General features: G+C 60.8%; 12 protein-coding genes. 6 read left to right on the forward strand and 6 right to left on the reverse strand.

What is annotated here, in order from left to right; translation table 11 throughout:
- Positions 1-16: 16 nt before the first annotated feature.
- From SM755_RS19620 to SM755_RS19630, 3 genes are all read left to right on the forward strand, one after another.
- Positions 17-988 carry an ABC transporter permease gene (locus tag SM755_RS19620; RefSeq protein WP_323174136.1) on the forward strand — a complete coding sequence of 324 codons (972 nt, stop codon included), beginning with the start codon at positions 17-19 and terminating at the stop codon, positions 986-988.
- A 192-nt stretch (positions 989-1,180) separates the two neighbouring features.
- Positions 1,181-1,741, forward strand: a complete 561-nt coding sequence (locus SM755_RS19625) for an ABC transporter permease (protein ID WP_323174137.1) — start codon at positions 1,181-1,183, stop codon at positions 1,739-1,741.
- A gap of 153 nt (positions 1,742-1,894) precedes the next feature.
- A complete protein-coding gene (locus SM755_RS19630) occupies positions 1,895-3,982 on the forward strand; it encodes an ABC transporter ATP-binding protein (protein WP_323174138.1) in 2,088 nt (695 codons plus the stop codon).
- Between the two features lie 23 nt (positions 3,983-4,005).
- On the opposite strand, the gene SM755_RS19635 is transcribed toward SM755_RS19630, so the two are convergent.
- The 4 genes from SM755_RS19635 to SM755_RS19650 all read right to left on the reverse strand — a co-directional run bounded on the left by SM755_RS19635 (position 4,006) and on the right by SM755_RS19650 (position 8,186).
- Positions 4,006-4,407, reverse strand: coding sequence for a thioesterase family protein (locus SM755_RS19635; RefSeq protein ID WP_323174139.1), 402 nt, complete (start codon positions 4,405-4,407; stop codon positions 4,006-4,008).
- Between the two features lie 147 nt (positions 4,408-4,554).
- Positions 4,555-5,043, reverse strand: a complete 489-nt coding sequence (locus SM755_RS19640) for a Zn-ribbon domain-containing OB-fold protein (RefSeq protein ID WP_323174140.1) — start codon at positions 5,041-5,043, stop codon at positions 4,555-4,557.
- Positions 5,040-6,236, reverse strand: coding sequence for a 3-ketoacyl-CoA thiolase (locus SM755_RS19645; RefSeq protein WP_323174141.1), 1,197 nt, complete (start codon positions 6,234-6,236; stop codon positions 5,040-5,042). Before SM755_RS19645 ends, SM755_RS19640 begins: the two co-directional genes overlap by 4 nt.
- Positions 6,237-8,186 (reverse strand): 3-hydroxyacyl-CoA dehydrogenase NAD-binding domain-containing protein, encoded by a 1,950-nt coding sequence (locus tag SM755_RS19650; protein ID WP_323174142.1) that lies wholly within the window; start codon positions 8,184-8,186, stop codon positions 6,237-6,239.
- 127 nt (positions 8,187-8,313) lie between these two features.
- Between SM755_RS19650 and SM755_RS19655 the strand changes: the two genes are divergently transcribed.
- Positions 8,314-8,502, forward strand: a complete 189-nt coding sequence (locus SM755_RS19655) for a hypothetical protein (protein ID WP_323174143.1) — start codon at positions 8,314-8,316, stop codon at positions 8,500-8,502.
- A gap of 51 nt (positions 8,503-8,553) precedes the next feature.
- Here the strand turns inward: SM755_RS19655 and SM755_RS19660 are convergent, their stop codons facing one another.
- Complete coding sequence (locus SM755_RS19660; RefSeq protein ID WP_323174144.1) at positions 8,554-10,008, reverse strand: nucleoside recognition domain-containing protein; 1,455 nt, start codon at positions 10,006-10,008, stop codon at positions 8,554-8,556.
- A gap of 584 nt (positions 10,009-10,592) precedes the next feature.
- Here SM755_RS19660 and SM755_RS19665 point away from each other — a divergent pair.
- Both SM755_RS19665 and SM755_RS19670 read left to right on the forward strand, forming a co-directional pair.
- The gene (locus SM755_RS19665) at positions 10,593-10,841 is read left to right on the forward strand and encodes an acyl-CoA dehydrogenase family protein (RefSeq protein ID WP_323174145.1); all 249 of its coding nucleotides are present in this window, start codon (positions 10,593-10,595) and stop codon (positions 10,839-10,841) included.
- Positions 10,842-10,979: 138 nt separating this feature from the next.
- A complete protein-coding gene (locus SM755_RS19670) occupies positions 10,980-12,629 on the forward strand; it encodes a long-chain fatty acid--CoA ligase (RefSeq protein WP_323174349.1) in 1,650 nt (549 codons plus the stop codon).
- A gap of 230 nt (positions 12,630-12,859) precedes the next feature.
- On the opposite strand, the gene SM755_RS19675 is transcribed toward SM755_RS19670, so the two are convergent.
- Positions 12,860-13,624 (reverse strand): IclR family transcriptional regulator, encoded by a 765-nt coding sequence (locus tag SM755_RS19675; RefSeq protein ID WP_323174146.1) that lies wholly within the window; start codon positions 13,622-13,624, stop codon positions 12,860-12,862.
- Between the last annotated feature and the right edge of the window lie 189 nt (positions 13,625-13,813).

The raw sequence follows: 13,813 nt of genomic DNA on the forward strand, positions 1-13,813 counted from the left end.
ACGGGTGGCAACAAAGATGAACTCGTTTCACCGGTATCTCCTCAAGCGATTGGTATACGTGCTCCTCAACCTGGTCGGGCTGTCGGTGGTTGTGTTCTGTATAACGGTGGTACTTCCGGGGAACGCAGCCGAAACGATTCTCGGACGATATGCGACGCCGGAGAACGTTGCCACCCTCGAGCGCGAGCTCGGGCTTCATCGTCCGCATCACGTTCAATACCTCGACTGGGTCGCCGGATTCGTGACGGGTGATTGGGGGACGAGTTTTCGGCACAACCGGCCGGTGTTCGATCTCGTCGTAACGCGGGGTATTCGATCGGCGTATCTCGCCGTGATCTCCCTGGTCGCAATCGTCGCGATTTCGATTCCGGCTGGGATTATCGCTGCAGTCTATTCCGAGAGCACTCTCGATGCCGGAATTACCGGACTTGCGTACGTTGGAATCAGCGTTCCCGAGTTCGTCACGGGGACCGGGTTGCTCGTCTTGTTTGCCGGCCCGGTGTGGAGCGTCTTCCCCGCCGGGGGATACACACCGCTTTCAGCGGGCGGACCCGTTGAATGGGCCTCTCATCTCGTGTTGCCGGTGATAACGCTGACGTTCCTCTCCATCGCACACCTGGTCCGATTGACGCGGACCGAGATGATCGAGACGCTTCGGTCCGAGTACGTTCGGACCGCTCGACTGAAGGGGCTCGACGAACGGACGGTCGTTCTGAAACACGCGGTGAGGAACGGACTGTTACCGACCGTTACCCTGCTAGCGATGAACGTTGGGTATCTGGTTGGCGGTGTCGTCGTCGTCGAAGAGGTGTTTGCGTATCCGGGATTGGGGCGCTTGCTCGTCGGGGCGGTTCTCCACCGTGATATACCCGTGCTGCAGGCGACCGTTCTTCTGGTGGCAGGTATCTACATGTTCGCCAATCTCGGGGCCGACCTGCTCTACACCTATTTTGATCCGCGCATCAGCTACGGCAGCTCAGCGAGGTGACCGGTGATGGGGAGCCAACATACTGGAAGACGGAGTACGGCCGAAAACGCGCTGTGCGACCGGTTGAAGAACGGTTTGTGCGAGGTATTCGCAAATCGGCGGTGTACGATCGGAATAGCGATACTTGCACCGATCGTCTTCACAACGGTTCTTGCGCCGGTTATCGCACCGCATAACCCGACTGAAACACACATGGGTGCGCAGTTTGCCGCTCCGGGCGGCGAGTTCCTCCTCGGAACGGATCATCTCGGACGGGATCTGCTCTCCCGGGTACTGTACGGCGGCCGATCGAGCCTCGTGCTCGGATTCGCTGCGGCGGGGGTATCGATGCTCGTCGGCGTCCCGCTCGGACTCGCGTCCGGGTATCTCGGCGGCCGCATCGACGAGGGCGTCATGCGGCTACTGGATATGTTGCTGAGTATTCCGTCGCTCTTGCTCGCGCTACTGATCGTCGCGTTGTTGGGGTCGAGCCTTCTCAATGCGGTTCTTGCGATTGCCGTCGTGTACACGCCGCGGATCGCTCGCGTCGTCCGAAGCAGTACGCTCGCGGTGAAACAGGAAGAGTTCATCAAAGCTGCGGAGGCGCGCGGCGAATCGCGGGTGTACATCTGCTTCGGAGAGATCTTGCCGAATATCCTCTCACCGATTATCGTCGAGGGATCGATTCGGATCGGGTTCGCGATTCTGATCGGTGCGTCCCTTTCGTTTTCGGATTGGGAACGCAACCGCCGACGCCGGACTGGGGGTACATGATCTCGATCGCCCGTGATCACCTCTGGAGTACGACCTGGTACTGGTTGTGGCCGAGTCTCTGGCTCGGCCTTACCGTCTTCGGCTGTAACCTCCTCGGAGACGGCTTGCAAGACGTTCTCGACCCACAATCACATGTGTCAAAACGACCGTAATATGTCAAAACGAAACCACTCAGTTGTTCGAGACGAAGAAGAGAGCCTCATCGAAGTCGAATCGCTCACCGTAACGTACGACACGCCGGACGGTGACGTACATGCGCTCCGTGATATATCGCTGTCGCTGGACCGGGGAGAAACGCTCGGCATAGCCGGAGAGAGCGGAAGCGGAAAGAGTACGCTCGCGCTCGCGCTTCTCGACTATCTCGATGAAAACGGCCGGATTACGAGCGGATCCATACGGTACGACGGACGGCTAATCCACGACCTCTCGGCGGATGAACTGCGAGCGTTACGCGGAAACCGCCTTGCACACGTTCCGCAGGATCCGAACACAGCGTTGAATCCCGCATTACGTGTCGGTGAGCAGATCACCGAGACCATCCGAGAGCACACGGATAAGACGGCACGAGCGGCCCAAGAGAGGCTGTACGAGTTGCTGGAGACGGTTCAAATAGGCGACGCCGCATACACTGCTGACCAATACCCACACGAACTCTCCGGCGGCATGCAACAGCGGGTCCTCATCGCGATGGCGCTCTCGTGCGATCCGGATCTGCTGATCCTCGACGAACCGACGACCGGGCTAGATGTCACGACGCAGGCGACCGTTCTCGATCTCGTTCGAGACCTTAACGAATCGTTCAACACGACGATCGTGCTTATCACGCACGATCTTAGCGTCATCGCGAACACGTGTGAGAGGGCGATGATCCTCTACGCCGGCGAGGTCATAGAAACTGGGTCCGTTTCACAAGTGTTCAATTCCCCTGCACATCCCTACACGCAGGGGCTTCTCGCGGGCGTTCCACGCATCCGAGACGAGCGAACGATGAACTCGGTTCCGGGACGAACACCGGCCCTTGCGGAAATCCCCGAGGGGTGTGTGTTCGCGGATCGATGTGCGTTCTCCACTGCCGACTGCCGAGCCGCGCCGATAGACATGACCGCCGTCGATGCCGACGGTGAGGCACCGCATCGGACGCGGTGTTGCCACTGGGAAGACGCAGTTTCGGATCCGATCGAACCCGAAACGGTATCGGAACGGACCCGCGGGGAGACGTCGTCGGACGACAGCCCACTGCTCGACGCATCGAACGTGACCAAGTACTTCGATACGCCCACGTTTCTCGATCGAATCAGCGGTGGCAATCCGCCGGTCAAAGCCGTCGATGGAGTCGATCTATCCGTGCAGAGAGGGGAAACGCTGGCGCTCGTCGGCGAAAGCGGTTGTGGAAAGAGCACGCTCGGTGCCTGTCTGGTGGACGTACTAGAGCGGACGAGCGGAGAGATTACGTTCAACGGGGACCGCCTTGCCGATTTGCGCGGTTCCGCTCGCGACGAGTTCCGCTCGAACGCACAAATCGTCTTCCAGAATCCCCACTCGAGTCTCAACCCGCGAAAGCGGATCGGCGATCAGTTACACCGAGCCGTAACAACGCTCACCGATCTCGATCGGACGGCACGGCGCGACCGAGTCGAGGAACTGCTCGACCACGTCGGCCTCGATAGCACTCATGCGGCACGCTATCCGCACGAACTCTCCGGCGGCGAAAAACAACGCGTCGCGATCGCGCGGGCGTTCGCCGGAAACCCTGCGTTCGTCGTTCTCGACGAACCGGTCAGCGCGCTCGACGTGAGCGTGCAAGCGAACATCCTCGACTTACTCGACAGGCTCCGCGAGGAATACGATACCTCGTATCTGTTTATCAGCCACGATCTACGCGTCGTCAAACACAGTAGCGATCGGGTAGCCGTCATGTACCTCGGGCAAATCGTCGAAGTCGGCTCACGAGAATCCGTCTTCAACCCGCCGTATCACCCGTATACAAGGGCGCTCCTCTCGGCAAATCCGGATTTGGATCCGGAAACAGACGCGGAACGAATCCAACTCGACGGGGATGTCCCAAGCGCCCGCGATCCACCGACCGGCTGTCCGTTCCACACCCGTTGCCCCCAGTATATCGGCGAAAAATGTGACCGGCAGGAACCGGAACTGACGCCCGTCGAAACGGCGGACGGCAACACGCATCACATCGCGTGTCACTTGAGCGCCGACGAACTCGAGGACGGCTTGGAGTTGTAAGCGTCTCGCCGACGACCGACGATCTACCGGGCGGCGGTCTCGAGTGCGCACCTGAACTCGTCGGGGACGGAGATGCTACTGGCTCCGTTCACGGGAACGCAGACGCGGTGTTCGGTACCCTCGAATACGGTCGTTCCGTCGTGGATGGCCCGGTAGTGAAAGCGAATGCTCGAGTCACCGACGGTTGTCTCGAGTCGAATCTCGACCTCGTCGCCGCCGCTGACCTGTCCCGTGAAATCGAAGTCCATCGAGACGAGCGGGATGCCGATTTCGTGGACGTCTATGAGGTCCCAGAGCGGCCAGCCGATCGACTCCAAGAAGAGTTCGGAGGTCTCGTGAATCGCCTCGATCAGCCGCGGATAGTGAGCGATACCGAACGGGTCCGTATCCGAGAAGCGGACGGTCCAGGTGCGCGTGAAACTCATTTCCAACAGTCGGCTAGCAGTATTGCAGCCGGTATAACGATAGTGATAGTGGCAGCGGTGCTCGATGAGCGATCCGATCGCAAAGAACGAATCGGACGTGACGGTGATCGCGAGTCGTCGACAACTTTTTCGATATGAACCGCTATGTTACTGCGGCTCGAACCGGTAGAAGACGCGATCTTCGTCGGTCGGCCCGTCGATGTCGACGATCTTCAGCGAGACCGAGTCGCCGATCTCGAGGTCGGAGTAGGCCGCGTCGTCGATGCGACCCGAGAGCCGGATGGGGCCCAGGTCGACGACGCCGACGACGTACGGCACCTCGTGCTCACGCAATCCGAGCGGAAGCCCGCCGCGGACCGCCGAGAAGGCAAAGAGTTCACCGTCGTGCGGAAGGTCGACGTACTCGAGGGCGTCGCCGGTACACTCGGGACAGACGATCCGCGGCGGGAAGTGGATCGCGTCGCACTCGGTACACCGCGTCGTCGTGAGCTGTCCCGCTCGAAGATTGTCGTAGAACTCGTGGATCTGAGTCTGGTCTGCCGTCTGCAGGTCGTAGAAGTCGAGCAGTCGGGGGAACTCGATCTCCGAGGGGACCGAAACCTGTTCTCGTTCGTCGTCGGTCGAAGTATCAGTCATTGTGGATCACGGTCGAGGACCATCACGCTGTGAACCGAGCCGCTGCCGCTGAGATTGTGGATGAGACCGGTCGCTGCGTCGTCTACCTGCCGGTCGTTCGTCACGTCGCCCTGGAACTGCTGGGTGATCTCGAGGGCCTGCGAGACGCCCGTTGCGCCGAGCGGATGGCCGCAGCCGAGGAGTCCGCCGCGCGGGTTGACCGCAACGTCGCCGTCAAGGTGACTGCGGCCGTCCTCGATGAACTGGCCGCCCTCGCCGCGCTCGGCGAAGCCGAGTTCTTCGTACTCGATGATCTCGCTGATCGAGAAGCAGTCGTGGACCTCCGCCACGTCGATTTCGGCCAGCGGGTCGTCGATGCCGGCCTGGTCGTACGCGTTCTGCGATGCCTCGCGAGCCTGTGGCCAGCCGCTGAACGACGGCAGGTTGTTGATCGAGTTCCCCGCCATCGTGGACTGGCCGCTGCCGGTGATCCAGGCTGCAGTGTCGGTCACTTCGCGGGCTTTTTCCTCGCTCATCAGGATCGCGCCGGCCGCACCGTCCGTGATACCGCTGCAGTCATAGAGGTGCAACGGCGGCGCGATCTCTGGCGAGTCGGTCACCTCGTCAGGGTCGACCGTCGACTGGAACTGGGCGAAGTCCGTCCGGGAGGCATTCGTCTTGTTCTTCGCGGCGACCAGCGAGAGTTGCTCGCGGGTCGTCCCGAACTCGTGCATGTGGCGCTGGGCGTACCACGCGAAAAACGGCGGCGCGGCCAGCCCGTTGACGCCGTCGAACTCGCGGTCTAAGACGTTCGCCATCGACGACTGCACCTCGGGCATGTGCTCGCGCCCGAGGTTCATCTTCTCGACGCCGAGTACCAGCGCGACGTCGAGTTGGCCGGCCGCGATCGCCAGCCACGCATATCGCAGCGCGGCCTGCCCGCTCGCACACGCGAGTTCGGTTCGAGCGATCATTTCGGTAACCTCGATCCCGAGGAGTTCGGCGACCAGCGGCGCGACGTGGGTCTGGTTGGCAAAGCGTTCGGGCTGGACCGCGCCGACGAACAGCCCCTCGACGTCGTCAGGGCCGACGCCGGGAACCGCGTCGAACGTCGCCTTGCCGACCTCCTGTGCGAGGTCCTTCCAGGTTGCGTCTCGTTCGCCCCAGGTTGTCTGTCCGCCGCCGACGATGGCAACGTTTCGAGTCGCAGTCATTTACTCACCCTCGAACTCGGGGTCGCGGTTCTCTCGGAACGCCGTGACGCCCTCGTACATGTCGTCGGTCGTCGACAGCAGCGCGAACGATTGTTTCTCCATGGCGAGTGCCGCGTCGAGACCGGCTTCCTGCCCCTCGTTGATGACCCGTTTTGCGGCCTTGAGTGCGATCGGCGGGCCCGACACCAGATCGTCGACGATGTCACCGACGACGGTTTCGAACTCGGCTTCGGGAACGGCGTGGTTGATCACGCCCCACTCCTCGGCCCGTTCGGCATCGATCTGGAGCCCGCGGAAAATCAACTCCTTCGTTCGTGCCTCGCCGACGAGTCGCACGAGGCGCTGGGTCGCACCGCCGCCGGGGATCAGCCCCAGCGTCGTCTCGGGCGTTCCGATCGTCGATCCCTCGGTCGCCACGCGGATGTCGCAGGCCAACGCCAGTTCGATGCCGGCCCCCAGACAGAAGCCGTCGATTTTCGCGACCGTCGGCCGGTCGAACTCGGAGACCGTCCGGAAGACTTCGTCGACGTCCATGATGTCGGTCGGTTCGCCCGCGGTAAAGCCGGTGATGTCCGCGCCGGAACTGAACGCCTTGTCGCCCGCGCCGGTAAAGACGACGCAGGAAACGTCGTCGGTGTCGACCTCGGTGAGGAGGCGGTCGATTTCCATGAACACGTCTTCGGACATCGAGTTCATCCGCTCCTGGCGGTCGATGGTGACCTCGAGAACGCCGTCGTCGTCGATGTCCCAGTCGAGGTAGTGATACGGGGGATCGACGCGGTAGTCGTAGAAGCCCTTTCCGGCGTCTTCGCCGGTGAATCCGTCTTCGACGAGTTCGACGAGATAGCTGGCCGGTTCGTAGCGATCGGCACCGTGGGTCTCGTGCAGCGTTTCGAGTTTTTCGAGGACCGTATCGAGTCCGAGTCGGTCGCCCCGGCGGCAGACGCCTTCGGGGAAGTTCCCGCCGAGTCGGAGGCCAGTGTCGATCGCTTCGGGCGTGGCAACATCGGTGCCGATGAGCCAGGCGGCCTTGTTGATCATCACGGCTTCGGTGCGGAGGGTGTCGAAGTCGGTGATATCCTCGGGGTCGTAGTCGACGCCGTCACCGTTTTCGTAGTCGTAAAACCCCTTCCCGCTTTTCTTTCCGAGGGCGTCGTTCTCGACTTTCTGTGCGATAACTGGCGGGACGGGCTGATCCGAGGCGTCCCGAAAGTGGTAGGCGATGTCGATGCCGCCGAAGTCGTTGAGTTCGAAGGGGCCCATGGGATAGCCCCGCTCGTAGACCATCGTCGCGTCGGCCGCCCGAACCGTCGTTTCGTCGTTCGACAGCATCCAGGCCGGTTCCTCCATGAACGGAACGAGGACGGTGTTGACGACGAAGCCGTGGACGTCCTTGCGGACGTAGATCGGCGTTTTGTCGATCGACTCGGCCCACTCGTAGGCGAGTTCGGCCGTCTCGTCGGTCGTCGCTTCGCCGTAGGTGACCTCGATGAGGTCCATCTTCACCGGCGGATTGAAAAAGTGGAGTCCGACGACCTGTTCGGGTCGGTTCGTCGCGGACGCGATGGCAGAGATCGAGAGGCTGGAGGTGTTCGACGCCAGAATCGCGTGTTCGGGCGCGTATTCATCGACCGTCGAGAACGTGTCCTCCTTGATGTCGAGTCGCTCCGGCACGGCCTCGATAACGAGATCCGCGTCGGCGACGGCTGCCGCGAGATCGGTCGTCGTCTCGACTCGGTCGAGAACGGTCTCGGCGGACTCGTCGAGTTGTCCCTTCTCCGCGAGCTTTTCGACGCTCCACTCGATGTTGTCGTACCCGTCTTCGACGAGTTCTGGTTCGATGTCACGAATCGTGACGTCGTAGCCGCCGAGGGCTGCGACTTCGGCGATACCGTGACCCATGCTACCGGCTCCAAGAACCGCTACTCGTTGGACTGTCTCGCACGTCATCACGGCCTACTCTGTCATACTTCCACATAGGTCTTTGGACGGCGGATGGACGAGAGCGCCAACGGTGACGATCGACTGGTCCAACATAGTCGAACAGTTTACTAGCAGCAGTCGTTTACGCGTGGGCATGGCTGGCACGACAGCGCCGATGACGTCGGTGAAGCGGGCCTTCGACGTGATCGACGCGCTCTGGAAACTCGACGGTGCAGGGTCGACTGAACTCGCACGGACGATGGACATACGCCTATTTAATCCTTGGAGTGATTCCTGGATGTCCTGTACTTCCGTCATCCCGTGCATCCACATCGCTAGATAGCGTTCCGGACCAGCTGCGGGACGAAACGACGCAGTGATCGGCGGACACTGATTAGAGCAGACCCAGAAGTGAGACACCGTGAGTCAGCGCCGCGCTGATGGGGATCAGGACGAGCGTTCGGACGGCGAAAATCGCAGCGATATCCCGAAAGCGAACCGGGATATCCGTGAACATATCCATCATCATCGGCCCGGAGGCGGCGAGAAAGAGAATCTGGCCGCTGACGACGAGAATCACGAAGAACTGCGCTGCAGACGCGAGGCCGGTGGCCGTAAGCGCTCCCACGTACATGTCGGCAAAGCCGATGATGAGCGCGGAAGCGACGACGTCCGCATTCGGGATTCCGAACGCGGCGATGATCGGCTCCAGTGGAACGGCGATGACCTGAAAGAGGGACGTGTTGTGGTAGAGGACGAGAACGGTCGTTCCGATGGCGACGACGGTCCCGGTCATCGTCGCCGTCAGCACGATTCCGTCGACGAGACCCTTCCAGGCGGCCCGCGGTGAGGACGTTCCTCTCGACTCGTCGATCGCCTCGCTGATGGCGAGACGGATGTAGTCGGCGGCCGATCCCGTCAGATTCGGTTCGACGACCGGTTCCGAGACGTACTCCTTTGGAACGCGTGACAGCGGCGGCAATCGGATCGTCACAACCGCTGCTGCGACGATTGCGATCAGGTAGGCGAGCAGGATGACGGGGAAGATGTGAAGCATGTCGAACGCGGCCGCGAAGACCCCGATCGTCCCGATACTGCCAGTCCCGAAACAAGAACAGATGATGAATACCTCTCGTTTGTTGTAGCCACCGCGGTCGAAGACCTTCCGAGTAACGTAGAACCCGATCGCAAAGGACCCCGCCCAGGAGGCGGCACCATCGAGCGCGGATCGTCCCGGAAGCCGGAAGAGCGGTTTCATGATCGGACGGGCGAGCGTGCCGACGAACTCCAGTGCGCCACACTCGATGAGCAGATTGACGAAAATCGATCCGAGCGGGATAATAATGACGACACTCAACATCAACGTCTCCCAGACGACGCCCGAGACCGCGGGGTCGAGGATCAACGCCGGCCCGCTCTCGAAGACGAACCCGGTTGCAACCACTGCACCAACGATCCGGAGTATCCAGAACGCGGTATTCGTCTCCCAGAGATCGAGGTTCAGTCGAGACGCAGTTTCAGTATCGATATCGATGAGACCGCGATGATACGTTTCCGTCACCGTCGTGAGGACGGCTGCGCCGACGACCATGAGCCAGGCCATTCCCAGCACGTACCGCGCGAGATTGGCTTCGATCAGGCCGACGAAGATGTCGAACGGCACCGTGATCGTGTTCTCCCACGGAACTGGCAGCACGAAAAACGCGACTCCGACAACGAAGATAGTCACAAACCGAAGAAACGGAACCGTCTCCGTTTCGGTCAGTGACTCGTCGTCGATCGTTTGATCGTCCGCCTCGGTCTCCTCCCAGACATCCGTATCGCTACGCCACGCGTCTTGGCGAAACATATCATGGTATGAGATACCAACACTGTATAAATGTATCGGAAATATTGTCCGCAAGAGCGCGAGCGAACGGCAACGCGTTCGACAATCGTGATCCAACACTAGTGGACCACCGTCCAACCGAAGTCGGACATCGCCCAGAATTACACACATACGCCTGTAAATCATTGGCGATATAGCGAGACGAGTTCAGTCCGTGCACGGTGGCGGCCACACTGATGAACTCGCATTCTCTTGCAGTCGGACGGGCAAAATAGCCACACGCAGTGCCGAGGAGAGACCAACGACAGCTGGGTGGGTGCGTCCGACAATAGTAGACGAGAGGGTGCTGTGGCGGGGAGATGGATTGTGGTGGGGAGTACTCGAGTGGGGCCGGGATGTCGGCGGCGTCAGGTCGGCGGTGATCGGCACACGGACGGTGGCTGAAGAGTGCGTTCGACGCGGTGCAAAACCGTGGATAGTCGCGTGAGCGGTCCACGTATCCTGAACGCAAGCGATGGGGACGGGTGAAAGACAGCCTCGCTGTCGCCCCGGGAGAGTGTCACGATAACCCATATACTTAGGTACCAGGAGTCGTACTGTCGAGTATGGACGTTACGGTCCCATTCGAGCAGCGGGCAATGCTCGAAGAAATCCGCCGATTCGGTGAAAACGAAATCGGCCCGGTCGCCGACGAGTTCGATCGAGCGGAGGAATACCCGGCAGCGATCATGGACGAGGCCGCCGAAATTGGGTTGCTCGGCTCGCGCTTTCCGGTCGAATACGGCGGGGCCGGCGACGTGGACGATTTCGATGCCCAACGCTTCTACCGGGACAAAGATCACCCAGCTCTATGAGGGGACAACCGAGGTGCAAAAAGAACGTGATCGCGCGCGAACCACTCTCGTAATGACAGGTAGTCCGACTCCGGCAACACAGACCGCCATAACCAACGTACGTTCACCAGAATTCAACCGACTACAGAATCAACGATGATGGATTACGACCTGACATTGACGAAAACGCTTACCCGAGCGACCGACCAGTTCGGCCACAAAGAAATCGTTACCAAACTCGACGACGGCGGGTATCACCGCTACACCTACACCGACGCCTACGAACGAATCTGCCAGTTAGCACACGCACTAGACGAGTACGGACTCGAACGGGGGGATCGCGTCTCCGTTATGGCAGCGAATCACTACCGCCATTACGAGCTGTACTACGGCCCCTCCTGCAGCGGCCGGAGCATCCACATGACGAACCACCGGCTTCCCGAGGAGCACCTGGTCACGATCATCAACGAAGCCGAGGACCGGCTGCTGTTCGTCGATCCCGCGTTCATCGAGACGATCGAATCCATCGAAACTGAACTCGAGACAGTCGAGCAGTACGTGGTGCTCGACGATACCGTGCCCGACACGACGCTCTCGCCGGTTACGGACTACGAGTCGTTCATCGACGGACATCCGACCGAGTACGAGTGGCCGGACCTCGACGAGGAAACGGAGTGTGGCATCTGTTATACCTCCGGCACGACGGGCTTGCCGAAGGGCGCGAGTTACTCCCATCGGGGGCTGTACCTGCTCAGTATGTCCTACGGCGCGAAAGATAGCTTCGGAATCTGCGAGGAAGATGTGATCCTCCCCGTAGTGCCGATGTTTCACGTCAACGGCTGGTCACTCCCCTACAGCGGAACGCTGTACGGATCGTCGTTCGTTCTCCCGGGCGCGCACACCGACCTCGAGAGCATCGAGGAACTGATCCGCAAGGAGTCGGTCACGATCGCCGCGGCCGTTCCCACCATCTGGACCGAGATGGCGTCGTACATCGACGACAACCCGACGGCGGATATCGGCACGCTCGACCGCATCCTCACCGGCGGGAGTTCGCCGCCGCCGGCAATTATGCGCCGCTTCGACGAGGAGTTCAACGCGCCGATCATTCAGGGCTACGGGATGACCGAAGCCTCCCCGCACTTGGTCAACACGCTTGTGACGACGGAAGTGCAGGACCTCCCGGAGGAGGAGCAGTACGATCTCCGCACGAAACCGGGACAGCCGACGCCCGGGGCCGAACTCAGACTCCGCGACGAGGACGGCGATCCCGTCCCGCACGACGGCGAGTCGACGGGCGAGATTCAAGCCCGCAGTCCGTGGGTCATCGACGAATATTACGCCCGCCCGGAGGCGACCCGGGAGTCGTTTACCGACGACGGCTGGTTCAAGACGGGCGACATCGGGACGATCGACGAGTACGGCTACCTCGACGTCGTCGATCGAGTCGACGACATCATCAAGAGCGGCGGCGAGTGGATCTCGTCGGTCGAACTCGAGAACGAACTGATGGCCCACGGCGATGTCGTCGAAGCGTCCGTCGTCAGCGTCGACCACGAACGGTGGCAGGAACGGCCGGTCGTGTACGTCGTCGGCGGCGACGGCGTGACCGAAGACGCCCTCCGAAATCATCTCCGCGGTCGGTTCCCGAAGTGGTGGCTCCCGGATCTATTCGTCTTCACCGACGAGATCCCGCGCACGTCGACGGGAAAGTACGACAAGCAGTCCCTTCGGACGGCGTTCCAGCACGAACACGGGTCACTACCGATCGAGTCAAGCGGTGAGCCATCACGGTCACACGAAGACTGATCTCCCGTCTCCGCCGATGCATACTGTGACTGGTAGAGATCGTTATGGAAGGTTCCATTTCGGTGAGACGATTCGATCCCTGGATGCGATCGTGTAACTATGACGTATCTCGTTTGCAATGCGATATGGAAACTATGCAATTCGATACAGGAACGGGAGAACTCGAAACACTATCGTCGACCACAATTGGGGGCTTACTGGTCCCACGATGGTGCCGATCGGCGAGTCGATCAGTGGCCGTACCGATACTTGATCGTGATCGAATCGACCGTCTCCTGAAGCTTCTGTATGAGCGTTTGCCGGTACTCCTCGTTTTTGACCCGCTCTGTCGGCGTCACGATTCCGACGGCACCCGCGACCTGCTCGTCGATGCTGATCGGGATTCCGACGAGTCCCATCCCGACGACCTGCTGGTTCCAATCGACGGCGTACCCGGCATCGCGAATATCCGCCAGCTCCGACCGAAGAACGCTCTCGTCCGTGATCGTCTGCTCCGTCACCGGCTCCAGCCCCTGCGTTTCGATGATCTCGTCGACCCGCTCATCTGGAAGCTGTGCGAGGATCGCTTTCCCCGTCGCGTTCGTATGGAGCGGGGTCGTCATCCCTGAGTACAGTCCCAATTCGAGCGACCGATCGCCGCGCTCCGTGTGGAGTATCACCGTCTCGTCGTGCTGTTCGACGACGAGCGTCACCAGTTCGTCGGTCTCCGCGGCGAGTTCACCGAGTAGTTGCTCGGAGACGCGAAAGAGACTGTTTCGGTGTTTGATCCGCGAGCCGGTCATCAGAAACCGGTAGCTCAGGGAGTATTCGCCGCCGTCGTTTACGACGTAGCCGGTTTCCGCCAGGGTTCGCAGATAGACGTGGGCGGTGCTCTTCGGAATCGACATTCGGGTTGCGATTTCAGACGGCCCCGCGCGCTTTACCTCCCAGAGAACGGTGATGATATCGAACGCCCGCAGCACCGATGTCATCGTCGATGTTCCGTCTGTTGTCATGGTACCACCGAACACGAATGGCGAGTTAAGTCGTTCGATTATAGTGGACGACGAGACCATCCATCGCCGAAACGAACGCCCCGAAGAGCTACCGACCCGACAAATGCGCCGAGTCAGTGGGCAGTTCGCGAGACGCAGGAAAAGAAGGCGATAGAGTTGCCGACTGCCGGCACTCGAAGCCCAGTCCGT

The organism is Natrialba sp. PRR66, from assembly GCF_034808065.1.
Taxonomy (GTDB): Archaea; Halobacteriota; Halobacteria; order Halobacteriales; family Natrialbaceae; genus Natrialba; species Natrialba aegyptia.

What these genes read in the sequence shown, in the direction of transcription:
- SM755_RS19620 (WP_323174136.1), top strand. Translation starts at nt 17, where the DNA reads ATGAACTCGTTTCACCGGTATCTCCTCAAGCGATTGGTATACGTGCTC.
- SM755_RS19625 (WP_323174137.1), top strand. Translation starts at nt 1,181, where the DNA reads ATGGGTGCGCAGTTTGCCGCTCCGGGCGGCGAGTTCCTCCTCGGAACG.
- SM755_RS19630 (WP_323174138.1), top strand. Translation starts at nt 1,895, where the DNA reads ATGTCAAAACGAAACCACTCAGTTGTTCGAGACGAAGAAGAGAGCCTC.
- SM755_RS19635 (WP_323174139.1), bottom strand. Translation starts at nt 4,407, where the DNA reads ATGAGTTTCACGCGCACCTGGACCGTCCGCTTCTCGGATACGGACCCG.
- SM755_RS19640 (WP_323174140.1), bottom strand. Translation starts at nt 5,043, where the DNA reads ATGACTGATACTTCGACCGACGACGAACGAGAACAGGTTTCGGTCCCC.
- SM755_RS19645 (WP_323174141.1), bottom strand. Translation starts at nt 6,236, where the DNA reads ATGACTGCGACTCGAAACGTTGCCATCGTCGGCGGCGGACAGACAACC.
- SM755_RS19650 (WP_323174142.1), bottom strand. Translation starts at nt 8,186, where the DNA reads ATGACGTGCGAGACAGTCCAACGAGTAGCGGTTCTTGGAGCCGGTAGC.
- SM755_RS19655 (WP_323174143.1), top strand. Translation starts at nt 8,314, where the DNA reads ATGGCTGGCACGACAGCGCCGATGACGTCGGTGAAGCGGGCCTTCGAC.
- SM755_RS19660 (WP_323174144.1), bottom strand. Translation starts at nt 10,008, where the DNA reads ATGTTTCGCCAAGACGCGTGGCGTAGCGATACGGATGTCTGGGAGGAG.
- SM755_RS19665 (WP_323174145.1), top strand. Translation starts at nt 10,593, where the DNA reads ATGGACGTTACGGTCCCATTCGAGCAGCGGGCAATGCTCGAAGAAATC.
- SM755_RS19670 (WP_323174349.1), top strand. Translation starts at nt 10,980, where the DNA reads ATGGATTACGACCTGACATTGACGAAAACGCTTACCCGAGCGACCGAC.
- SM755_RS19675 (WP_323174146.1), bottom strand. Translation starts at nt 13,624, where the DNA reads ATGACAACAGACGGAACATCGACGATGACATCGGTGCTGCGGGCGTTC.